The organism is Citrobacter sp. KH_055_1, from assembly GCF_057838705.1.
Genome location: NZ_CM174473.1, coordinates 856,871 through 880,355, shown reverse-complemented (window position 1 = coordinate 880,355; position 23,485 = coordinate 856,871). Strand labels below are relative to the sequence as shown.

Sequence of the window (23,485 nt, the reverse complement as noted above, 5' to 3'; positions counted from 1 at the left end):
CATGCTAAAAACGATTTCCCCTTTAATTTCCCCCGACCTGCTGAAAGTGTTGGCTGAAATGGGTCACGGCGATGAAATTATCTTTTCCGATGCTCATTTTCCCGCGCACAGCATGGGGCCACAGGTGATCCGCGCCGACGGCCTGCAGGTCGACGCCCTGCTACAGGCGATTATTCCGTTGTTTGAACTGGACAGTTACGCTCCGCCGCTGGTGATGATGGCGCCCGTTGAAGGGGATTCACTCGACCCAAGTGTCGAAGCACGGTATCGCGATGCGCTCTCCTTGCCAGCGGGCGGTCCGGGTATCACGCGCATTGATCGCTATGCATTCTACGAGCGGGCGCAAAACGCGTTTGCTGTCGTTATCACCGGCGAGCGGGCAAAGTACGGAAATATTCTTTTGAAAAAAGGCGTAACACCGTAATCTCTGATCGGAGTGCCCGTCAGAGGCGGGCATTCATCCAACGATGAGGATCGGACCATGAAAGCGGCGCGCCAGCAGGCGATAGTAGACTTGCTCATTCACCATCAAAACCTGACCACTGAAGTTTTGGCTTTGCAGCTGAACGTCAGTAAAGAGACTATCCGCCGCGATCTCAGCGAACTACAAACCCAGGGCAAAATCCTGCGCAGCCACGGATGCGCCAGGATCATTCAGCGGGAAAATCAAAACAGCGGCGACCCGTTTCACATTCGACGTAACAGCCATCATACGCATAAAGCCGATGCCGCACGGGAAGCGCTGACATGGATAGAAGAAGGCATGGTGATAGCCCTGGACGCCAGCTCGACCTGCTGGTATCTGGCCCGACAGTTGCCGGATATCAACATCCAGGTATTTACCAACAGTCAGCCCATTTGCCAGGAACTGGCCAAACGTAAACATATTCAGCTCATCTGCTCAGGCGGTAGGCTGGAGCGTAAGGACGGTTGCTACGTGAATCCGTCGCTCATTTCTCAGTTGAAATCCCTCGACATCGACCTGTTTATTTTTTCCTGTTCCGGGATCGATAGCAGCGGCACGCTTTGGGATTCCAACAGCCGCAACGCGGAGTTCAAATCTATTCTGCTCAAGCGTGCATCACAGTCATTGCTGCTTTTCGATAAAAGTAAGTTAGATCGTTCTGGCGAGGCCCGGATCGGGCATCTGGAGGAGGTCACGCATATTATTTCGGGTGAACAGCAGACAGACGGTGCGGTAATCCAGGCCGGATAAACGTATGCGTCATCCGGCCCGGGCGTCTTATCGCTCGTCGCGACGACCACCAACGGCCGCCCACAGACGGCGCACGTGCACGGTCACTTCCTCGCGGTCATGGTACAGCTGACGCGCCTGAATTTGTGCATTGATGTTGTGTTCATCCAACTGCTCCTGAATATACGCCAGGTTTTGCGACACTTCTTCGTAGCGTTTTTTCATCGGCAGTTTGAGATTGAAAATCGTCTCACGACACCAGCCATTGACTAGCCACTGCGCCATCAGCGCGGCAACTTTCGCCGGTTTTTCCACCATATCGCAAACCATCCACGAAATGTTGCTACGATTCGGACGGTACTTAAATCCGTCTTCACGCAGCCAGGTAACCTGTCCGGTATCCATCAGGCTTTGCGCCATCGGACCATTGTCCACGGAGTAAACCCACATGTTGCGTTTGACCAGCTGATAGGTCCAGCCGCCAGGACATGCGCCTAAATCCACCGCATACATGCCGTTTGCCAGACGCTCATCCCACTCATCGGCCGGAATAAAGACATGCAGCGCTTCTTCCAGCTTCAGCGTTGAGCGACTCGGCGCATCGGCCGGGAACTTCAGACGTGGGATCCCCATGTAAAACGGCGAGTTGTTGTCAGGCCAGGAATAACCGGTGTAACAACAGCCCGGCGCAATAAAGAACACGTGTACAACCGGGCGCTTTGGTGTCTCATACTTTGCCAGCACGCCCGCTTCGCGCAGCGCCGCACGTAGCGGTACGGTAAATTTACGGCAAAACTTCACCAGTTCTTTGCTTTCGTTAGTGTCGGCCACTTCGACACGCAGATCGCCGCCCTTCTCCACCACGCCCTGCAACATGCCAACAATCGGCGTAATGCGGTCTTCCGGCGGTAAATATTGCAGCAACTCGCCGACAACAAACATCTGGCGAGCAAAAATCAGCGAGCTAAACGGCAACTCTTTTACGAGCTTTTCTGCATCCCCCTGCTGATAGCACTCAAAAGTCACGTACCCCGCATTGTCTTTCACGCGGGCAAAGCCGAACACTTCCCGGCGTGTTGCTTTATCCGTAATTTCTGCGGCGCACTCTTTCTCAAAACCTGGGCGACACAACAATACAACCTTATTCATGGCTAACGCCCTTACGTTTCAATCGAATAGCACCCACTAACATCAGCGCCCAACCTACCAGGAAGCTGAAACCACCGACCGGGGTAACAAACGCCCACAGGCGTAAATGAGAGAGCGCGAGGCAATACAGGCTACCGCTAAACAGCACGGTGCCTAATGCCATGAACACGCTACTCCAGTAAAACCAAATGCTGATACGTCGCTGCATAGCGACGGCCAGACCAAAAATAGCCAGCGTATGAAACGCCTGATACTCAAGACCGGTCTGGATCCAACCCATTTCAACAACGCCAAGCGTTTTGCTTAGCACGTGAGCCCCAAACGCGCCCAGAGCAACAAAGATAAAGCCACTTATGGCGGCAAAAATCAGCATAAAACGGCTGGTCATGTTAATACCCTACGTAAATTATTGTTCGTAACGAAAGCGGAATTTTTCTTGTTCAGTGGCCGCTTTCGCCAGAATCCACTGACGGAAGGCGGCTATTTTACCCAGTTCTGCCTGACTGTCATGACAAACCAGATAAAACGCGTTTTTGCTGACCAACACATCATTAAACGGGCAAACCAGACGGCCCGCTTCAATTTCTGATTGCGACATCACGTTATTGGCCAGCGCAACACCTTGTCCATGGATGGCAGCCTGTAGCACCATGGCGCTATGGCTGAAGATAGGTCCCTGCTGAACGTTAATATGATTCAACCCAAGCTGGCGCGTATAGGCCTGCCAGTCGCGGCGAGAAGCATCATGCAATAACGTGTGCTTTGCCAGATCCTCTGGCGTCTTCAGCGGTTTATCGCCAGTGAGCAATAAAGGAGAGCAGACCGGCAACAGATATTCTGCGTACAATTTTTCTACGCGCAGGCCAGGCCAGTTGCCGCGACCATAAAAAATCGCCACGTCAACATCGTCAGCCAGTTTATCTTCCTGACGGTCAACCGCCTGGATCCTGACGTCGATTCCCGGATAAGCTGAGTTAAAGCTAGAGAGTCTGGGCACCAGCCATTGAATGGCAAAACTGGGCAATAAACTGACGGTAAGCGCACCTTTTGCACTGCGTGCCTGAAGTTTACGCGTCGCATCGGTTAATTGCGAAAAAATCTCTTTGATGTCGAGAAAGTAGCTTTGGCCTTCTTCCGTCAACAGAAGAGATCGATTGCGTCGACGGAACAGCTTCAGCCCTAGGAAATCCTCGAGTGACTTGATTTGGTGACTTACTGCGGCCTGCGTCACAAAAAGCTCTTCTGCTGCGCGAGTAAAGCTCAAATGACGCGCCGCGGCATCAAAAACACGTAACGCATTTAAGGGTGGTAATCGTTTTGACATGACTTTTAGGCTTTGATGTTAAATGAATTTAACAGTTATCTAACAGGCTGTAACCTATTAGTTTTTTTAATCTGAGCCATTATAAATTGTCCGTTGAGGTTCTACCAGCAAATCCCTATAGTGGCGGCACTTCCTGAAGCCGGAACGAAAAGTTTTATCGGAATGCGTGTTCTGGTGGGCTTTTGGCTTACGGTTGTGATGTTGTGTTGTTGTGTTTGCAATTGGTCTGCGATTCAGACCATGGTAGCAAAGCTACCCTTTTTCACTTCCTGTACATTTACCCTGTCTGTCCATAGTGATTAATGTAGCACCGCCAATTTGCGGTGCTTTTTTTTGTCTGCGTTTTATCGATGGCCGAGCGGCTAGTTCTCCAGTTCTACCATCTCTTTCACGTCAGTACGGTTAATCTGCTGTTTGTTGCCGTTAGCGTCCTTGTACGAAATCATTCCCGTTTCATCATCGGTCTTTGGCTTACCATCAGACACGATTGTCCGACCATCGTTGGTGTGCATAACATAGTTCGAACCAGAACAGGCGCTCAGGGCAAAAGTCAGCATACAGGCAGAGATAATGGCGGCAGTCTTTTTCATATTCTTCTCCTTAAAGCGATTTATGCTAGATAAAACGAATTTCATAACAGGCAAAAATATTCGCCCAACATTATCTAGCATAAGACACTGGTCTGATTTCACCAGGATATCCAGAGGATTCCGATGCTTAGGGTTACCCTTGTGCCAGCGCCCTTTTTGCGCCACGATCGGGGTATTGAACTGAGGAATCCCATGAACGCTTTTAACCCCGCGCAGTTTCGCGCACAGTTTCCCGCACTCAATGATGCTGGCGTCTATCTCGACAGTGCCGCCACGGCGCTCAAGCCGCAGACGGTTATTGAAGCTACGCATCAGTTTTATAGCCTGAGCGCCGGGAACGTCCATCGCAGCCAGTTTGCCGAAGCCCAGCGCCTGACTGCTCGCTATGAGGCAGCACGGGAAAAAGTCGCCCGACTGATCAACGCGCCGGATGACAAAACCATCGTCTGGACCCGCGGCACGACAGAGGCCATCAACATGGTGGCGCAAAGCTACGCGCGCCCACGCTTGCAGCCGGGTGATGAGATCATCGTTAGCGTGGCAGAACATCACGCCAACCTCGTCCCCTGGCTGATGGTCGCCCAGCAAACCGGGGCCAGGGTCGTCAGACTGCCGCTCAACGCGCAGTTACTTCCTGACGTTGAGCGTTTGCCCGAGCTCATCACCCCGCGCAGTCGCATACTGGCGCTGGGACAGATGTCTAACGTCACCGGCGGCTGCCCGGATTTAGCGCGCGCGATTACACTTGCCCACGCGGCAGGAATGGTGGTGATGGTAGACGGCGCCCAGGGTGTGGTGCATTTTCCCGCCGACGTTCAGCAGTTAGATATTGATTTCTATGCCTTCTCGGGCCACAAGCTGTACGGCCCAACCGGCATTGGCGCACTGTACGGTAAGCCTGAGCTACTGGACGCCATGTCACCCTGGCTCGGCGGTGGCAAGATGATTAGCGAGGTCAGCTTTGAGGGGTTCACCACTCAGGCAGCACCGTGGAAGCTGGAAGCGGGTACGCCTAACGTTGCCGGAGTCATCGGCCTGAGCGCGGCGCTGGAATGGCTGGCGGATATCGACATTGTTCAGGCCGAGAGCTGGAGCCGTGGCCTGGCGACGCTGGCGGAAGATGCGTTGGCAAAACGGCCTGGATTCCGCTCCTTCCGCTGTCAGGATTCCAGCTTGTTAGCCTTTGACTTCGCCGGGGTGCACCACAGCGATATGGTCACGCTGCTGGCCGAATATGGCATTGCGTTGCGTGCAGGACAGCACTGCGCACAGCCGCTGTTAGCAGAACTTGGCGTTTCAGGCACCCTGCGCGCCTCATTTGCACCTTATAATAGCCAAAGTGATGTGGATGCGTTGGTCACAGCCGTTGACCGCGCGCTGGAAATATTGGTGGATTAATGACAACTCCTCTGCTCGCCGGACACCCGTTTGGCACAACCGTAACCGAAGAGACATTACGCAATACCTTTCTCCCACTCAACCAATGGGAAGATAAATACCGTCAGTTGATCCTGCTCGGTAAGCAGCTTCCGGCTCTGCCGGATGCGCTGAAGGCACAGGCCAAAGAAATTGCCGGATGCGAAAACCGCGTCTGGCTGGGCTATACCCTGCAGGATAATGGCACCCTGCATTTTTTTGGCGACAGCGAAGGACGTATCGTGCGCGGTCTGCTGGCGGTTTTACTCACCGCCGTCGAGGGCAAAACCGCCGCCGAGTTACAGACGCATTCGCCAATGGCGTTCTTTGATGAATTGGGTTTACGCGCACAGCTTAGCGCCTCGCGCAGCCAGGGGTTGAATGCGCTCATTGGGGCAGTTCAGGATGCCGGATGGCAACGCTGATGCGTCTTATCCGGCCGACAACGCCACACAAACCGTAGGTCGGATAAGCGTAGCGCCATCCGACACAATCAGGGTTGACGCGCGGCTTTCGCCATCATCTTCTTCAGTGCGTGAGACACGGCAACAAAGCCAAAGGTTGCGGTCACCATGGTGGCCGCGCCAAATCCAGATGCACAATCCATACGTTTCGGCCCTTCCGCCGTCGCCTTCATAGCACACACGGAGCCGTCAGCCTGCGGGTACACCAGCGCTTCGGTCGAGAACACGCAGTCCACACCCAGCTTGCCTTTACTGTTCTTCACCACGCCAAAATCGCTTTTTAGCCGCTCACGTAACTTCGCCGCCAGCGGATCCTGAATGGTTTTTGCCAGATCAACGACCTGAATCTGCGTGGGGTCGATCTGCCCCCCCGCGCCACCGGTGGTGACCAGCGGAATTTTATTGCGTCGACAGTAAGCAATCAGCGCCGCTTTCGGGCGCACGCTGTCGATAGCGTCAATGACATACGAAAAGCCCGCGTTCATATACTCAGCAACATTATCTGGAGTGACAAAATCGTCAACAACATTAACCCGACACTCTGGGTTAATCTGGCGTATCCGCTCGGCCATCACCTCGGCTTTCGCCTGCCCGACGGTATCTCGCAGGGCATGGATCTGACGGTTAGTATTGGTGACGCACACATCATCCATATCGATGAGCGTAATCGAGCCAATACCAGTACGCGCCAGTGCTTCCGCCGCCCACGAGCCCACGCCACCAATCCCGACCACGCAAACATGCGCCCCGGCAAACAATTGCAGGGCATTTTCACCATACAGACGCGCGGTGCCACCAAAACGCTGACGCCAGGCGTCGCTTATTACCACTGACATAGAACCTCAGATATAGAAAACAAAAAGAGCGGACAATGCCGCCCTGAGTGTCGTTTCATAGCCGGATGGCGCTTCGCTTATCCGGCCTACGCGCTAATTTGTAGGCCTGATAAGGCTAGCCGCCAGGCAACTAGCCGCTAAATACGTTACCCGCGCTGCCGGATGACTTCAGCACCCAGACGCGACCATAGTGATTATACCAACCTGCGCGATGTCCGGCATCGGCACCGATACCCTGGTAGATATCAAAGTGCTGGCCTTTGATAGCGCCACCGACATCCAGTGCCACCATCAAGCGCAGTTCATACTGACCGGTAAATTTGCCGTTATTATCCAGCAGCGGGACTTCTGCCAGTAACGTCGTACCGGCTGGAATAATGCTGCGATCGGAAGCAACCGATGCGCGGCCAATCAGCGGCACTGCGCTGGCACCTTTAACCGGAGCATAAGATTGTGGTTTAAAGAAGACGAACGACGGGTTTTGCTCCAGCAGCTCACGTACTTCGGCTTCGCTGTGTGTTTCGCCCCAGTGGCGGATCGCCTGCATCGACATATCTTCTTTCTTCACTTCGCCACGGTCGATCAGTACTTTACCAATACTGCGGTAGGCATGACCGTTTTTCCCGGCATAGCTAAAGAAGTTAAGCGGGCTGCCATCGCCAAAGTCGATATAGCCGCTGCCCTGCACATCCATAATGAAGTTATCCATCAGGGAGTTGCTGTAGGCCAGAATATAGTTGTCACTCAGCGCCCCGGCGTAGATTTCAGCACGCGTTGGTAAGCGTCCGCGTTTTGGCGGCATGCGGTAGATAGGGTACTGAAATTCCCCCTGACGCGTATGGCGCGCCTGGATGACCGGCGTGTAGTAGCCGGTGAACTGGACGTTACCATAGTTATCCGCCCCTTCCATTTGCCAGGCATCAATACCAAACTGGCGCATACTGCGCGTATCACCGCCCGCGCGTAACCATTCCTGGATAGCGTTGTAGACGTTGCTCTGATTGCCATATAAACGCGGTGAGGAACTGCGGATCTGATTTACCTGCTCGGCAAAATCACCGGCATTGATCGGTGCGCCAACCGCATCGGGCTGATTCACCAGTGAGAAAGGCTGGGTCAATTTCCCGTCTTTATACTGCTGCCCACGATCGGTGGGTTTAGAGGAACACGCGGCGAGCATCACGACTACCGCCCCCGCCAGAAGATATTTTGCCCAACGTCCTTTCATTGTTCTCGTCTTAAGTTGCCTGAATGCGAGATGAAGATAACAAACCCCTGAACCTAATGAAATGCGAATACATACCTCAAGGCAAATTTTGAACAAAAAATAGACCGAAATGCGTTGTTTTTGTTCATTTTCATCCTAAAACAGTGATCCACGTAAAAAAAGGTTGCATGAAATCGTTAGCAGAGTATAGTGCGCATCCACGGACGCGGGGTGGAGCAGCCTGGTAGCTCGTCGGGCTCATAACCCGAAGGTCGTCAGTTCAAATCTGGCCCCCGCAACCAATTAAAATTTGATGTAAGATTTTTGCGAAGTAGTTCGAATCACAAATACAAAGCAAAAAGACGGACGCGGGGTGGAGCAGCCTGGTAGCTCGTCGGGCTCATAACCCGAAGGTCGTCGGTTCAAATCCGGCCCCCGCAACCAATCAAATTTGATAAAATAGAAAGCAGTACGGTGACGCGGGGTGGAGCAGCCTGGTAGCTCGTCGGGCTCATAACCCGAAGGTCGTCGGTTCAAATCCGGCCCCCGCAACCAATACATTAAGCACCCTGACGGGTGTTTTTTTGTTTCTACGGCCCGTAAAAAAAGCGCTTTTCAGCGCTTTTTTGTTATCCCCTTCTTGCCAGCGTCGCCCCATCGGCAAAATACGCTTTGATCCCTGCCAGAATCGACTCCGCCACTTCCTGCTGGAATGTCGCTGTTTTGAGCTTACGCTCTTCTTCAACGTTACTGATAAATGCCGTTTCCACGAGGATAGACGGAATATCAGGGGCCTTCAGTACCGCAAACCCGGCCTGTTCAACCTGGTTCTTATGCAGATTATTCACCTTACCGAGTTTATTCAGTACCGCTTTACCAAACTTCAGGCTGTCGGCGATAGTCAGTGACTGCACCATATCAAACATAGTGTGGTCGACGTAGCGGTCACCACTCTTGCTGACGCCACCAATAAGATCCGAGGCGTTCTGGGTTTGCGCCAAAAATTTTGCGGCCGTACTGGTCGCGCCTTTGGTGGAGAGTGCGAACACCGACGAACCGCTGGGCTGTCGGCTGGTAAACGCATCGGCGTGAATAGAGACAAACAGATCGGCACGCTGTTTCTGAGCTTTAGCCACGCGCACCTTCAGCGGAATGAAGATATCTTCATTTCGCGTCATAAAGACCTTCATGTTGCCTTCTTTCTCGATCAGCGCGCGCAGACGGCGGGCAATTTGTAGCACCACGTCTTTTTCGCGCGTCTTGTATTTCCCCACGGCACCGGAGTCTTCTCCGCCGTGACCGGGATCGAGCATAATGACAATCGGACGATCGCGCCCCGCTTTACCCGGCTGTGGACCACTTTGCGCAGGCGGCACCTGCTTATCCAGATCGCCCTTGTTGTAATCTTCAAGCAACGCCAGCAGAGGATCCTGTACATCCTGGGCATTGGCCGGATAGAGATCCATCACCAGTCGTTCTTTAAAGCCCGCTACCGGTGCCAGCGCAAAAAGCTGTGGCTTCACATTTTGCTTCAGCTCAAACACCATACGCACGGTCTGCGGGTCAAACTGCCCGACTCTTGCCGACTTGATGTACGGATCGTCCGGGCGGATCTGCGTCCCAATACCCTTAAGCACCGAGTTCAAATTGACGCCTTCAATATCTACCACCACACGCTCAGGATTACTCAGGGCAAACTGTTTGTATTTCAGCAGACGATTGGATTCTACCGTGACGCGGGTATAGCTGGACGCTGGCCATACGCGCACCGCAACGACCTGACTCACGGCAGCCAAACCGACCTGACTGACGCTCAAAAGCCACATAGCACCCGCACCTTTCAGTAAACGGCGGCGACTGATTGCTGAATTGGATCCCGACATGCTTCTCCCGAGCAAAAGAAATCTTTAGTAGAGGTAATACGTAAAACGTCCGAATTGACCGGAAACTTTAACGAATGACGCATAATCTGTCATCTACAAAAGGGTAAACATTCTTTTTATATTCACGGCATTACTGGGAAAAATCTTTAGCAGGAATAAAAATTACGCTTGCGCACAACGCGAAAACAGAATAAAAATACACAAATTACGAATAATCATGCAATAGAGGTGTGCCGTGGTGAAGGAGCGTAGAACCGAGCTGGTACAGGGATTCCGCCATTCTGTTCCCTATATCAATACCCATCGGGGAAAAACGTTTGTCATTATGCTGGGCGGCGAAGCCATCGAGCATGAAAATTTTTCCAGTATCGTCAATGATATTGGACTCCTTCATAGCCTCGGCATTCGCCTGGTTGTGGTGTATGGCGCACGGCCACAGATTGATGCCAATCTTGCTGCGCATCATCATGAGCCGGTGTATCACAAGAATACGCGCGTGACCGACGCCAAAACGCTGGAGCTGGTCAAACAGGCAGCTGGTCTGCTCCAGCTTGATATTACTGCACGCCTGTCGATGAGCCTGAACAATACGCCCTTGCAGGGTGCGCACATCAACGTGGTCAGCGGGAATTTTATTATCTCCCAGCCGTTGGGCGTGGATGACGGCGTCGATTACTGCCACAGCGGGCGCATTCGTCGTATTGATGAAGAGGCGATTCACCGCCAACTGGACAGCGGCGCCATTGTTCTGATGGGACCTGTCGCCGTTTCCGTGACCGGCGAGAGCTTTAACTTGACGTCTGAAGAGGTCGCCACTCAGTTAGCCATCAAACTGAAGGCAGAAAAGATGATCGGCTTTTGCTCCTCGCAAGGGGTCATTAACGATGATGGCGATATTGTGTCCGAACTGTTCCCCAACGAGGCCCAGGCGCGCGTTGAAGCCCAGGAAGCGATCGGTGACTACAGCTCCGGTACCGTGCGCTTCCTGCGGGGTGCGGTCAAAGCCTGTCGTAGCGGGGTACGCCGCTGCCACCTGATTAGCTATCAGGAAGACGGCACGCTGTTGCAAGAACTGTTCTCACGTGACGGGATTGGGACGCAAATCGTGATGGAGAGTGCCGAGCAGATCCGTCGCGCAACCATCAATGATATCGGCGGGATCCTGGAGCTGATCCGCCCGCTGGAGCAGCAAGGTATTCTGGTTCGCCGCTCGCGCGAACAACTGGAAATGGAGATCGACAAGTTCACCATTATTCAGCGCGATAACCTGACCATCGCCTGTGCTGCGCTGTACCCTTTCCCGGAAGAACGAATTGGCGAAATGGCCTGCGTAGCGGTGCATCCGGACTATCGTAGTTCATCGCGTGGCGAGGTTTTGCTGGAGCGGATCGCCGTGCAAGCCCGGCAAATGGGGCTCAGCAAGCTGTTCGTGTTGACCACGCGCAGCATTCACTGGTTTCAGGAGCGCGGCTTTACCCCGGTGGATATCGACCTGCTACCGGAAAGTAAGAAAGAGATGTACAACTATCAGCGGCGGTCAAAAGTGCTGATGGCAGATTTGGGATAGAGGTCGTTGCCGGATGTGGCATAAATGCCTTATCCGGCCAACAAAACCTACTCTGTAATGCCGTCATTAAACAGCGCAGACAGCCCGCTGCGACGTTCCGTGCGAATAGCAACAGCCGCAGTTAATATCCGCTCATCGGCGTACAACGACAGGCGGCGGCGCGCGCGGGTAATGGCGGTATATACCAGTTCGCGGGTGACAACGGGTGAGTGCTGGCTGGGCAAAATCAACGCCGCATGATCAAATTCAGACCCTTGCGATTTGTGCACCGTCATCGCCCAGGTGGTTTCATGTTCCGGCAAACGGCTGGGCTGCACCGACTTGATGGACCCATCCGGCAAAGCGAACCATACCCGCAGCCCCTGCCCACGATCGAGCGCAATACCGATATCTCCGTTAAACAGCCCCAGCGAACTGTCATTACGCGCAATCATTACCGGTCGCCCCTCGTACCAGCGGGTATGCGCGGAACGCTGGATTTTACGTTTTTGTACCATCACCTGTTCAAGGCGTTCATTCAGTCCGCTTACGCCGAATGGCCCTTCTCGCAGGGCGCACAGCAGCTGATATTCATTAAATGCCTGAATGACAGCCCCCGGCTCTGCGCCTTCGCGCAACAACGTCAGGTAGCGGCCATATCCGGCTAACGCCTCTTCAAGCATAGCGACATAGTCTTCCCCGCTGCGCAGGGTACGTTTTTCAATATCGCTAAATCCCTGCTGGAATACCGTTTTCAGCGCGGCTTTATCACCGCGATTAATCGCCGACGCCAGCTGGCCGATACCGGAATCACTGCCGAAACGGTAGCTTTTTTGCAGCAGACAGAGGCTGTCCCGCAAAGAGGCGGCCTGGGTGCCCACGCCCGCCGGAATGGTGCTGCCGGTCAGCCGACTCAGCTGTTTTGCGCGTTCGGGGGTAAACCCGGCATTCACAAAGGCACAGATATCCCCCAGCACCGCGCCCGCCTCAACGGACGCCAGCTGGTCGCGATCGCCAAGAAAAATCACCCGCCCGTGCGGCGGTAGCGCATCAATCAGGCGTGACATCATGGGCAAATCAATCATCGAGGCTTCATCCACCACCAGCACATCAAGATGCAGGGGGTTGCCCGCATGATGGCGCAGGCGCTGGCTGCCGGGCTGTGCGCCCAACAGCCGATGCAACGTACTGGCATCATCCGGAATGCGTTTCTTTTGCTCATCGGTCAGCGGCAGCTCACGCAGTGCCGCGCCCAGCGATGCGGTCAGACGCGCCGCCGCTTTTCCCGTCGGTGCCGCCAGGCGAATACGACAGCGCTCGCCGTCGGTCATCTGAATCAATGCCGCCAGCAGCCTCGCAACCGTGGTGGTTTTACCGGTGCCCGGTCCGCCGGAGATCACCGATATACGGCGAGTCAGCGCCACGGCCGCCGCCACTTTTTGCCAGTTAACGCCCTCTTCTGTTCGCGGAAAAAGCGTCTCCAGCGTCTGGGCCAGCCGCAACTCATCGACGTCGATGGCCTGGTTAACTTCACTGAAAAAACGGGCGACCGTACGTTCGTTATTCCACATCCGGTTCAGGTACAGGCGATCGCCGTACAGCACCAGCGGAGTAGGACGCTCGCCACGACTCACCGCCACGGAGGCCAGCAGGCATTCAGTCCAGTCTGCTGGCTCACCCGCTTCGCTAAGCCAGGCGCTCAGCAGAGGATGGGCGTCTTCGCTTAAGGATAAACGGGAAAGCGGTAAACAGACGTGTCCCTCACCCGCTTCACGACTGAGTAGCGCCGCTGCCAGCGTGACCGCAGGGTTATCGTTACCGGCAACCGCCAGCGCAAACTGGGCATCCAGCGCCCGGAGCTGCTTTTGCTCTACCGCCTCCAGTAATCGCGTTTGGATTGTCATAACGTCTCCTCCAGTGTCGCACCGGCAAACATCTCGTCCATCAAGGCAACCAATTCTGCGTCAGGTCGGGTCGCGTAAATCCCCTGCTGCGGTTGTTCGCTGTCAACGCCGCGCAGGAAGAGGTAGATGACACCGCCAAAATGACGTTCATAGTCGTAGTCTGCAATGCGATGACGTAAATAGCGGTGCAGTGCCAGGGTATAAAGCTGATATTGCAGATCATAGCGATGTGCCTGCATAGCAGCGACCATCGCCTGCTGGGTGTACGCCGTACTGTCTTCACCCAGCCAGTTAGACTTGTAGTCGAGCAGGTAATAACGCCCCTGATGACGGAACACCAGGTCGATAAACCCTTTCAGCATGCCGCGTACCTGCATAAAGTCCAGCGGAGGACAGCCCGCCGAGAGCGGGTCATACTGGCGGATCAACGCATCCAGTTGGCTGGCAATCAGCGGCTGCGAAATCGGCAGATAAAACTCCATCTCCACCTGTTTTTCATGCGCTGAAAGTGCGCTCAGGCTCACGCCAGTTTCGTTGAGCGGCGCATGCAAAATGGCCTCCAGCCACGGGGTCAGAACCGGCGCCCAATGTGCATCATACCCGCCAAGCGCGAGTTGTTCCTGCACCCAAAGCGGGTCCACCGGCTGGGTAAAATCAAGCGCTTCAAACAGGCTATGCAAAAATGTGCCCGGTGACGCCCCACGCGGGAACTGGTGCGGCGTGAGTCCGGATTCCACAATCGCTTCACCGACGCCCGCCGCATCAACGTCCAGCCGGGGGATCAGATCCTGCGCGATACCGTGCCCGCGCTGTTGCAGGCCGGAATAACTGGTAACGCGCCAGTTATCGCCTGGCAGGCGCGGCAGCGTCCGCGCGCTCAACGGCTCGCGGCTTTCTTCAGCAGAAAGCCAGCGTTCGGTGTCCGGTTCATCAGGGACCCGACAGGCAATATCGTCACTACAAAGCGCATCAATGGCGGCGCGCAGTCCGGCAGCGTCCATCGGCTCGCCTTTTTGCAACAGACGGCCCAGCGCGCTTTGATGCACATCGGTGTCACCTTTTTTATCTCCCCGGCGGCGTACCAACGGCGCAACGCCAAGGCTGCAGTGCCATACCGAACGGGTCAGCGCGACGTAGAGCAGACGCAGGTCTTCCGCCAGACGTTCAACCTCAGCCAGCTCGATGCTCTCATCAGCCTGGCTGAGATCCAGCACCGCTTCAAACGAACGGCGATCGTGATAGAACGCCTGATCCTGCACGCGAAAATGAGTGATGAAAGGCAGCCAGACCAGCGGGTATTCCAGCCCTTTCGATTTGTGAATAGTGACGATTTTGACCAGGTGCTTATCGCTTTCCAGCCTGAGCTGCTGGCTGGATGCATTGCTGTCCGGCTCAAGAATATGCTGGGATAACCAGCGCACCAGCGCATGCTCGCTTTCCAACTGCGAACCGGCTTCCTGTAGCAGCTCGCTGATGTGTAAAATATCAGTCAGGCGACGCTCGCCTCCCGCCGTTGCTAGCAGGTTTTCCGCAATCTGACGCGCCGACATCAGCGCGCGAAGCATCGGCATCACGCCGCGCTTGTGCCAGAGCTGACGGTAGCCGTCAAACTCCTCGACTACCGCATCCCAGGCATGCTCATCATTATTGAGCGTTTCGATATCCTGCGCATTCAGCCCCATCATCGACGTTGCCAGTGCGCTACGCAGCGTATTTTCACGCTCCGGCGTCATCACCGCCTGCAGTACCCACAGCAGTTCCTGCGCTTCGAGGGTTTCAAAGACGCTATCACGGTTGGAAAGATAGACCGACGGGATCGCCAGTTGCGTCAGCGCATCGCGGATGAGCGCCGCCTCCTGGCGACTGCGCACCAGCACGCTGATATCCGACGCGCGTACCGGTCGTGATGTTTTAGCGCTCGTCAGAAGCGCCTTGCCCGCGTGTCCGGCTTTCAGCCAGTCACGAATTTGCGTCGCACAAACCCGGGCCATGTAATTCTGATAGTCACCGACACCGCAACTTTCCCCGTCCATCAACCACATGTTGATCGCTGGCTGTGTTTCACCGTTCAGGACAAACCGCAACGACTGATTTTTTTCGGCGGATTTCACCGGACTAAAGGGGATTTCGCGGAACATAAAGGCATCGGTCATCTGGCTAAACAGCGTATTCACACCATTAACCATGCCAGGCGCCGAGCGCCAGTTGGTGTCGAGCGTGTAGTGCGCGCTCACTTCGCTGCGCGCCTTCATATAGGTAAAAATATCCGCGCCGCGAAACGCGTAAATCGCCTGTTTCGGGTCGCCAATCAGCAGCAGGGCCGTATCCGGCTGATGCTGCCAGATACGGCGGAAAATGCGATATTGCTGCGGATCGGTGTCCTGGAATTCATCAATCATTGCCACCGGAAAACGGCTACGGATGGCTGTCGCCAGTGCGTCGCCGCTTTCACTGCGCAGCGCCGCATCGAGACGACTGAGCATATCGTCAAAACCCAGCTCACCGCGTCGGCGTTTTTCTGCAGCCACCGTTTCGCGGATCTCCGCCAGTGCCCGTGTGATCACCAAATCGCGAATGGTCAGCGGCTCAGCGAGCAGTTCATCAATGGCAACAAAGAGCGGATGCTGTGGCGTGATGCCGCCCGCTTTGGTACGTTCTTCCAGAAAACGCTGGGAGAATTTTTCCAGGGCATCCGGCAACTGATAACTTTGCGTTTCTTCCTGCGCCCAGGCGCTTATCTTCTCAATCCACTTGCCCTGATTACCCCGGTTAAATTTACGTCTGTCGATCCCCGAGGCTTCCAGCAATCCGTCCAGCTCATCAACCGAATCGCACCATTGCTGCTTGATTTGGTTGATGCGTGCGAGGATTTTTTCGTGTCGGGATGCCAGCGTTTCATCTGCTGACGGCGGTGCTTTAATGACCGGCGCTTCCCCTTGCAAGTAGCGATCGATATCCCTCAACAGCGCCTGCGGCCCTTTCCACGTTTCAAAAACCACCTGCGCAATGTCGCGAGACAGCGGGTAGCAATGCCGACGCCAAAAGTCCGCGCAGGCCTGATAACGCAGCAGTGATTCATCTTCAATCAGCTGTTGTTCAAACAACATGCCGGACTCAAAGGCATTGAGACTGAGCATGCGCTGACAAAAACCGTGGATGGTAAACACCGCCGCTTCATCCATCTGTCGTTCAGCCAGCAGCAGCCACTGCGCGGCCTGCTTTTTATCGGCAATTTCATCTAACAGACGGGCGTACAGCGGGTTTTCGGTGGTTTCACGCAGGCAAGCAATGCGCAGTTCATGGATGTTGCTACGAATACGTCCACGCAGTTCTTCAGTGGCCGCCTCCGTAAAGGTGACCACTAATAGCTCTTCGACGGTCAGCGGACGGGGAAAGGCGGCAGAGCCGCCCAGTCCAAGCAGTAAACGTAAATACAGGGCGGCGATGGTAAAGGTTTTACCGGTGCCTGCGGAGGCTTCAATCAGACGCTCGCCCGTCAGGGGCAAGCGGAGAGGATCAAGGGACTCAGCGGCATCATTCATTCTTTTCACTCATCAGGGGTAAGGTTTGCTGCAACGCGCTGACGGTCTGCCACACTTTCCAGCCTTCCGGGTGCACATAGTCTGCTTTCCCGTTCTGACTGCCGGAAACCTGTGACAGTATCGCCATGCCTTGCGGCTCAACCACCGCCTGATGGAAGAAATCGGCAAGCTTTTGCGGCGTCAGCAGTTTAATCTGAGCCACGATTTTATCACGTGAATCGAAGCGCATATTACCCCGATCGAAATCTTTGCTTAACTGCGAAGCTTCTGCCCCTAACGTTTGCGGCGCCTGCAGCATTTGCGCAATGATAGCCTGCTGAATTTGCGCGAACTCATCGGCTTTCATCGCCCGCAGCTTCGCTTCCGCCGTGGGGAAAAATGCTTTGTAGCGGTCCCACAGATAAGACGGCTGCTTGTCACTGCTTTGCAGCAGGAAGCCCATCCCCCACTGACGGCCTACGCTCATCGGGAAGGCAAATACGGCATATCCCAACTGCTCTTCGGTACGCAGCTGATTGTAGAACCACGGCTGCACAATCTGTCCTAACATGGCGCTGTAGGCAGAGCTGGTGTATTCATCGTAGCCGGTGGGGACAAATACCGCCGCCAGCGCGGAGTCTGTACTGCTGCCCGCTTTTTCAAAGATAACGGACTGCTTTTTGTCCACCACCACATCTTTGTTACGACACCACTCCGAGCCGTTAGCACCCAGCTGTTTCTGGATGTCCCGCGCCATGGTTTTCGCCTGCGCCTCGCTCATATTACCAATCACGAGGAATTCTGGTCGCGCCCCGGCTTTTAACGTGTCGCGGTAGGTCATCACCTCATTTAAGGTAATAGAAGGCAGCAGCTTACGGCGCTCATCACGCGAGAAGTACGGCACCTGAGAAAGCATCTGTACCGGCATAATCGCCTGGTCGTAGGCCTTGCCTTTTTCCGCAGAGTCCATCATCTGCGCGTACCAGGATTTCGCCTGTTCCAGTTGTTCCTCCGTAGAGGTATAGCTGAAATAACCGCTCAGCAGCGCCTGAAAAAGCTGCGGTAAACGTTGCGTATAACCGTTAGCGTTGAGCATCAAACCGTTGTTGGCGTTGGTCGAGAAGCCAATACCGCCCACCGCAGCCTGATTACTCAACTGGTCAAGCGCAATGCCTGCCAGGTAATCGTTAAGCGCGAATAACACCTGGTTTTTGGCACTGTCCATCGCCTTCGGGTTACGCAGGATCACGCTGACGTCGGCCTTCGGCTCAGTGGCAAAATACTGGCTCGGCGCATAGACCACGCGTAAATCCGGCTCATCGACAATCAGATCCGGACGCGCATATTTTTTATCCGCTTTAATCAGCGTGAAATCGTCAGGAATATAGGGGTTTAACTCCGGCAAAGACAGCGCAATGCCCTGCGCTTTTTGCTGCCAGTCAGCGAAGGTTTTATCGCTTATTTTATCGACCTGATAAGGCGCATCAACAAAGTATGCGGTTTTGTTGTGCGGCTCTTTCGGGCTGATGTACCAAATACGCGCGTTCTGCGGCGTCATCATCGCCAGACGCTGCTGCACGGCTTTCGCATCGTACTGGTCGGCAATATTTACCGCATCCAGCGTATGTTCTACCGGAACGCGGATCATGGTATCTGCCAGCCATTCCACATAGTCCATATCACGGGTGATGGACGGATAGCGGAAGTCGAGATCCAGCACGTGCGCCAGTTCGTCGAAATAACGTTTATCGACGCCTTTATCGCGTAACAGGTTAAGATAGCTAAAGATGGCCGCGACCACTTCATCGCGATTCGCCAGGCCTTTGTCGGTTAAGGTCGCGGAAATGGCTAATACACCGCTGTTACCGTTGACCACCGGGTCAGAGTCCGCACGGATGCCTTCCACTAATCCCTGCTTTTGCAGCCAGTCAGACAAGGTACCAGGGCTGCGGTTGCCAATCAGGTACGTCACCAGCTCATCGGTTTTACTGCGAAACTGTGCGCTATTGTTATCAATACGAAACTCAATGCGCAGCACTTTACGCGGCATCGCCGGGACATAGTGGATTATGATGCCCTTTTGCGCGTCGGTAACTACCGGGACGGTGATTTCCGGCTTTTCGATATTATTGTTCGGCACCCGTCCGAAGGTATCAGCGGCTATCCGCGCCAGTTCTGGCAGCGGTTTATTGCTGTAAATTACCGCCTTCATCACGTTTGCCGAGTAGTACTTTTCATGAAACGTCTGTAAAGCCTGCAGCACCGGATTACCCGGCTTGTCGCTCAGCGTTTGCAAGTTACCGCCGGAGAAGCGCGAGCCCGGGTGCGCCGGGTTGATGGTCTCGGCACTCACCTGCGCCATACGCATACCGTCACGGGTACGCGCCAGCGTCAGCTCAGAGTTAACGGCATTACGCTCGCGATCGGCATATTTTTTATCCAGCAACGGTTCGGCAATGGCATCCGCCAGACGATCCACCGCCCCGAGCAGCGCGTCGTTTTCAACTTCAAGATAGAAAGCCGTGCGATAAGGCGCCGTGCTGGCATTGTGGCTGCCGCCGTGCATTTTAAGGAATTCCGCTAAGCTATCCGGCTGCGGGTATTTTTTCGAGCCCATCAGGCACATGTGTTCGAGGTAATGCGCCAGCCCCTGATGATCGTCGGGATCTTCCAGAGACCCAACGGGCACCACCAGTGCGGAAAGGGATTTCACGGCCTGGGGATCGGATACCAGCAACACGACCATGCCGTTGTCCAGGCGCACGGCCTGATACTGGCGGGTATCTTTATCGCTTTTACGGATGGTTTCAGCTAAGGGCTGCCAACCGGTATCTGCCTGACTTACGGGCGCCCAAAAGGCGACGAACAACAGTATTGCGCAAAACCAGGTGCTGCGGGGCATTCACAAACCTCATCATTAACGTATTCACCTGTTCACAGCAAACCACGCAGAAAGGCGGGGTCTGAACAGGGCAAGACTTTGTGCTGAACGAGTCAGCATCTTATGTGTAAGAATCAGTCCGTGACAGAAAGCGCATCATAGAGGAAGCCATCAAATTGCGCAATTTTTATACAATCATCATGACTGATTAAAGCGAAATAACGGTAACAAAAAGCGCTGAGACTGCGCCACAATGGCCTCTAGCGTATCCGGCTCCAGCTGACGCCACAGGCGTTGATACCAGATATCGTCACCCTCACCGCGTACCATCATGTTGCCTTCATAGGCCTGCAAAAACTTACTACGCGCTTTTTGCCGCGTGTCGTCGTCCTCTAACATGGCATCATTTGCGGCGTCATAACAGGTTTTTATCCATGCCCCACCGCTTTCCGGTAGCACCAGCAACGGCGATGACATGCCCTCGCGATACCCGTCAACAAGCTGCGCCAGGTAGCGCATTGCCTGCTCGGCATCCAGTGGAGGAAAACGCCACTCTGCATCTTTACGCAGGAACAGCCGGCTCTCACCCGTTCCACCACTGGCACAATAGACAAGATGTTCCAGCCAAAGTTGCACGCCCTGAGAAACGCTTAACAAAGATGGGCGCCAGCGCAACAAACCATCCTGCTGAACCTGCGGTAGCCACCCGGTGATTTGCACGCCGTTGCAGTTGAGATCGATCTCCATACTCTGACCCGGCTGGCGACAAGCGATAATACGCTCGGCCAGCGACTGCATTTCCTGGCGCTGGGCATCCCACAGGATTTCGCCAAATGCCCCGTAAGGCAGCGAGCCTGCCGCACGGAAGTGACGGAACAAACGCTCCGCATCATGCTCTTCAACCAGCGTGTTAAGCAGCTGCTGATTAAGCTGATAGCGGGTTAATCCTTCAAGGATAAAGGGTTCCGTCTCCGGTATATCACTCTCTTCAGAGCGGAAGTTCACCTGTAGCCGCATCTGGAAAAAAGCCCGCACCGGGTGTGCCCAAAATCTCTGCAGCGTCTCTAGTGTCAGGATTTCAGGCATGACATATGGCAGTGGTTGCACAAAATCAGTGTGTGCTTTGCCTGTCAGGCTCGCCGCGGGCAGCCACTCCCGGGCATAACTTTGCTGCTCTCCCGGCAGATAGTTTTGTGCGTCAAAAGGCATGCGGGTATGCAAACGGGTTATGTGCGCTTTTACCCGGGCCTCGCTTTCATCACAGGTGAGCGCTTCATCACCCGGCAAATAGTGGCTTTGCCCAATGTAGTCCAGCAACTCTTGTACCAGCACCGACGGAAAGCGTTCGCTGTTGTCCTGGATTGAACGACCTATGTAGCTGATGTAGAGCGTTTGCTGCGCCGAAATCAGGGCTTCCAGAAACAGATAGCGGTCATCATCGCGGCGGCTTCGGTCACCACGCATCGGCTTTTGGCTCATCAGATCAAAACCCAGAGGCGCAAGCTGGCGCGGATAAACGCCGTCGTTCATGCCCAGCAGACACACTACCTTGAAAGGAATCGATCGCATCGGCATCAGGGTACAGATATTGACCGGACCTGCGAGGAAACGCTGGCTAATGCGTTCCTGATCGAGCCGTTGTGCCAGCTCATCGCGTAACAGCGAAAGCGGCACGGCCTCGCCGTATTTAGCCCCCAGACCTTCAGCGATAATGGCCTGCCACTGATCTTTAATCAGCGTCATTGCCGCTTCGGTATCCACATCCGGCAGGAAGAAATCATTAAGCATGTCGTTGCAAACAGGTAACCACTCTTCCAGCGGACGTTCCTGCGCCAGACCCCGACGCCAGAGATTCAGTTTCATCAACAGCGAAGCCAGATGCCCCACCAGTTCGGCGATCAAACCGCTGGACTCATCATACGGCAGTACGGATTGCCACTCCCCCTGCGCACTTTCCATCGCATAGCCCAACAGCATTCGCGTCAAACCAAATTGCCAGGTGTGTTGGCCTGTCGGCGGCAGTTCCAGTTCGCGCACGTTGTCATCGTCAATGCCCCAGCGAATGCCTGACTCATTCACCCATAAGCGGAGATAGCGCAGCCCTTCTTCGTTGATGTTGAAGCGCGCCGCCAGCACGGGAACATCGAGTAACGCCAGCACATCCTCGGAGACAAAGCGGCTGTCCGGCAGCGACAGCAGGCTAATAAACGCCTGTAAAACCGGATGGGACTGGCGCGCACGACGGTCAGAAATGGCATACGGTAAATAGCGATCGGCCGGCGCGCTGCCAAAAACAGCCTGAATAAAGGGGCTGTAGCTGTCAATATCCGCCACCATGACGATGATATCGCGCGGCGTCAGCGTTGGGTCCGCCGCCAGCATCGCCAGCAGGCGGTCATGAAGAATTTCCACCTCGCGCTGTGGGCTGTGGCAAACATGAAACGTTACGCTGGTGTCATTCGGCTCAAGTAAGCGCTTATTATCGCTGCGCGAATACTCCTCCAGATTAACGCCCGCCACGGCCCGGCTTTCCAGTTCAAGGATATCCGACTGAATGTTATGCAAAAGATTGTCAGGCGTGATATCCACAAACGCATCCAGCTCCTGGCTGTTTTCCAGTTCGGAAAGCAGGTAAATATAGTCCCGCCCCAGTTTGCCCCACGAGGCCAGAAGCGGGTTACTGACATCCTGTTCGCCGTCGCTGTTAAACAACTCTTCAGCATTCTGGCTATCACGAAACAGCGGCAGATGACGTTCTTCAAAGCTATGCCGACGCTGACGTGCCAGCAGCTTTGCCAGATACGCGGGGTCTTTAATATCACCCCAGTAGTAACGACATGGATTAGTAAACAGCAGATGAATTTCAATATGCTTCCCCAGCGCCTGCAGGGCCTGAAGATACACGGGCGGCAGTGCGGAAATGCCGCAAATAAAGACGCGAGCGGGCAGCCCCTGCGGACAGCTTGAGGCATTTTCCAGGGTCTGAATAAATCGCTGATATAAATTGGCGCGGTGCCAGCGCTCTTGCCCCAGCTCTGCGGTGTATTCCACCAACGCTTTCCACAATGGTGCCTGCCAGGCCTGAGACTCCCCCAATCCTTCAACCTGTTTCCCCGACTCCCACTGCGTCAACCAGTCAGGGCGGTAGACTAAGTACTGGTCAAACAGGTCAGCGGCACGTGAGGAGAGCTGAAACAGCTTACGCTTGTCGGTATCGTCTGTCAGATACTGGCGCAGCAACGTGAACGCCTCGTCATCCAACAACTGCGGCAGCAGCGTCATCAGCTTCCAGCTCATACTCTGCTTGCTGAACGCACTTTCTTTTGGGATATCCGGCAGTACCCGCACAAACATATCCCAGATAAAACTCGCAGGTAGCGGGAAGTCAATATTGGCGGCAATGCCGAACTTCTGTGCCAGAGTCATTTGTAGCCATTGCGCCATGCCGGTACTTTGAACCAGGATCATTTCAGGTTCAAAGGGATCGATGAGCCGGTCGCGCTCAACGATATATTCCATTAACGCTTCCAGCACATCCAGACGATTGGAGTGGTAGACCCTTAACATAG

At 54.6% G+C, this 23,485-nt stretch carries 16 protein-coding genes and 3 tRNA genes; 8 read left to right on the top strand and 11 right to left on the bottom strand.

Annotation, left to right across the window (positions count from 1 at the left end):
- The first annotated feature begins 1 nt into the window (after position 1).
- Positions 2-424 (top strand): L-fucose mutarotase, encoded by a 423-nt coding sequence (gene fucU, locus AC3ITF_RS04280; RefSeq protein ID WP_096755878.1) that lies wholly within the window; start codon positions 2-4, stop codon positions 422-424.
- Between the two features lie 57 nt (positions 425-481).
- Positions 482-1,216, top strand: coding sequence for an L-fucose operon activator (gene fucR / locus AC3ITF_RS04275; protein WP_135911471.1), 735 nt, complete (start codon positions 482-484; stop codon positions 1,214-1,216).
- 27 nt (positions 1,217-1,243) lie between these two features.
- On the opposite strand, the gene rlmM is transcribed toward fucR, so the two are convergent.
- The 4 genes from rlmM to AC3ITF_RS04255 form a co-directional block, all read right to left on the bottom strand.
- Positions 1,244-2,344 (bottom strand): 23S rRNA (cytidine(2498)-2'-O)-methyltransferase RlmM, encoded by a 1,101-nt coding sequence (gene rlmM / locus AC3ITF_RS04270; protein ID WP_096755876.1) that lies wholly within the window; start codon positions 2,342-2,344, stop codon positions 1,244-1,246.
- Positions 2,337-2,732: a DUF423 domain-containing protein gene (locus AC3ITF_RS04265; RefSeq protein ID WP_096755875.1), complete on the bottom strand. Its 396-nt coding sequence runs from the start codon at positions 2,730-2,732 to the stop codon at positions 2,337-2,339. The genes rlmM and AC3ITF_RS04265 overlap by 8 nt, the downstream gene beginning before the upstream one ends.
- Positions 2,733-2,750: 18 nt before the next feature.
- Positions 2,751-3,668, bottom strand: coding sequence for a glycine cleavage system transcriptional regulator GcvA (gene gcvA, locus AC3ITF_RS04260; protein ID WP_096755874.1), 918 nt, complete (start codon positions 3,666-3,668; stop codon positions 2,751-2,753).
- Positions 3,669-4,030: 362 nt separating this feature from the next.
- Positions 4,031-4,258: a YgdI/YgdR family lipoprotein gene (locus AC3ITF_RS04255; RefSeq protein WP_096755873.1), complete on the bottom strand. Its 228-nt coding sequence runs from the start codon at positions 4,256-4,258 to the stop codon at positions 4,031-4,033.
- Between the two features lie 192 nt (positions 4,259-4,450).
- Between AC3ITF_RS04255 and csdA the strand changes: the two genes are divergently transcribed.
- Both csdA and csdE read left to right on the top strand, forming a co-directional pair.
- Complete coding sequence (csdA, locus tag AC3ITF_RS04250; protein WP_117343125.1) at positions 4,451-5,656, top strand: cysteine desulfurase CsdA; 1,206 nt, start codon at positions 4,451-4,453, stop codon at positions 5,654-5,656.
- On the top strand, positions 5,656-6,099 hold the full coding sequence (gene csdE, locus AC3ITF_RS04245; protein ID WP_096755871.1) for a cysteine desulfurase sulfur acceptor subunit CsdE: 444 nt from the start codon (positions 5,656-5,658) through the stop codon (positions 6,097-6,099). The genes csdA and csdE overlap by 1 nt, the downstream gene beginning before the upstream one ends.
- Positions 6,100-6,167: 68 nt before the next feature.
- Here csdE and tcdA read toward each other — a convergent pair whose 3' ends face one another.
- Together tcdA and mltA are read right to left on the bottom strand one after the other, a co-directional pair.
- Positions 6,168-6,974, bottom strand: a complete 807-nt coding sequence (gene tcdA, locus AC3ITF_RS04240; RefSeq protein WP_135911469.1) for a tRNA cyclic N6-threonylcarbamoyladenosine(37) synthase TcdA — start codon at positions 6,972-6,974, stop codon at positions 6,168-6,170.
- Positions 6,975-7,104: 130 nt separating this feature from the next.
- Positions 7,105-8,202, bottom strand: a complete 1,098-nt coding sequence (mltA, locus tag AC3ITF_RS04235) for a murein transglycosylase A (protein WP_096755869.1) — start codon at positions 8,200-8,202, stop codon at positions 7,105-7,107.
- Positions 8,203-8,406: 204 nt separating this feature from the next.
- Here mltA and AC3ITF_RS04230 point away from each other — a divergent pair.
- The 3 genes from AC3ITF_RS04230 (at position 8,407) to AC3ITF_RS04220 (ending at position 8,736) form a co-directional block, all read left to right on the top strand.
- Positions 8,407-8,483, top strand: a tRNA-Met gene (locus AC3ITF_RS04230).
- Between the two features lie 65 nt (positions 8,484-8,548).
- Positions 8,549-8,625 (top strand) — tRNA-Met (locus tag AC3ITF_RS04225).
- Positions 8,626-8,659: 34 nt separating this feature from the next.
- A tRNA-Met gene (locus AC3ITF_RS04220) sits at positions 8,660-8,736 on the top strand.
- Between the two features lie 74 nt (positions 8,737-8,810).
- Here the strand turns inward: AC3ITF_RS04220 and amiC are convergent.
- Positions 8,811-10,064, bottom strand: a complete 1,254-nt coding sequence (amiC, locus tag AC3ITF_RS04215) for an N-acetylmuramoyl-L-alanine amidase AmiC (protein ID WP_096755860.1) — start codon at positions 10,062-10,064, stop codon at positions 8,811-8,813.
- 235 nt (positions 10,065-10,299) lie between these two features.
- Here amiC and argA point away from each other — a divergent pair, with 235 nt between their 5' ends.
- Positions 10,300-11,631 (top strand): amino-acid N-acetyltransferase, encoded by a 1,332-nt coding sequence (argA, locus tag AC3ITF_RS04210; protein WP_096755859.1) that lies wholly within the window; start codon positions 10,300-10,302, stop codon positions 11,629-11,631.
- Positions 11,632-11,678: 47 nt separating this feature from the next.
- Here the strand turns inward: argA and recD are convergent, their stop codons facing one another.
- From recD to recC, 4 genes are all read right to left on the bottom strand, one after another.
- Complete coding sequence (gene recD, locus AC3ITF_RS04205; protein WP_411509478.1) at positions 11,679-13,514, bottom strand: exodeoxyribonuclease V subunit alpha; 1,836 nt, start codon at positions 13,512-13,514, stop codon at positions 11,679-11,681.
- Complete coding sequence (gene recB, locus AC3ITF_RS04200; RefSeq protein WP_411509479.1) at positions 13,511-17,056, bottom strand: exodeoxyribonuclease V subunit beta; 3,546 nt, start codon at positions 17,054-17,056, stop codon at positions 13,511-13,513. Before recB ends, recD begins: the two co-directional genes overlap by 4 nt.
- Entirely contained in the window at positions 17,049-19,937 is a 2,889-nt protein-coding gene (ptrA, locus tag AC3ITF_RS04195; protein ID WP_489176160.1) for a pitrilysin, read from the bottom strand. Before ptrA ends, recB begins: the two co-directional genes overlap by 8 nt.
- Before the next feature lie 177 nt (positions 19,938-20,114).
- The gene (gene recC, locus AC3ITF_RS04190) at positions 20,115-23,483 is read right to left on the bottom strand and encodes an exodeoxyribonuclease V subunit gamma (protein WP_135911465.1); all 3,369 of its coding nucleotides are present in this window, start codon (positions 23,481-23,483) and stop codon (positions 20,115-20,117) included.
- Positions 23,484-23,485: the final 2 nt, after the last annotated feature.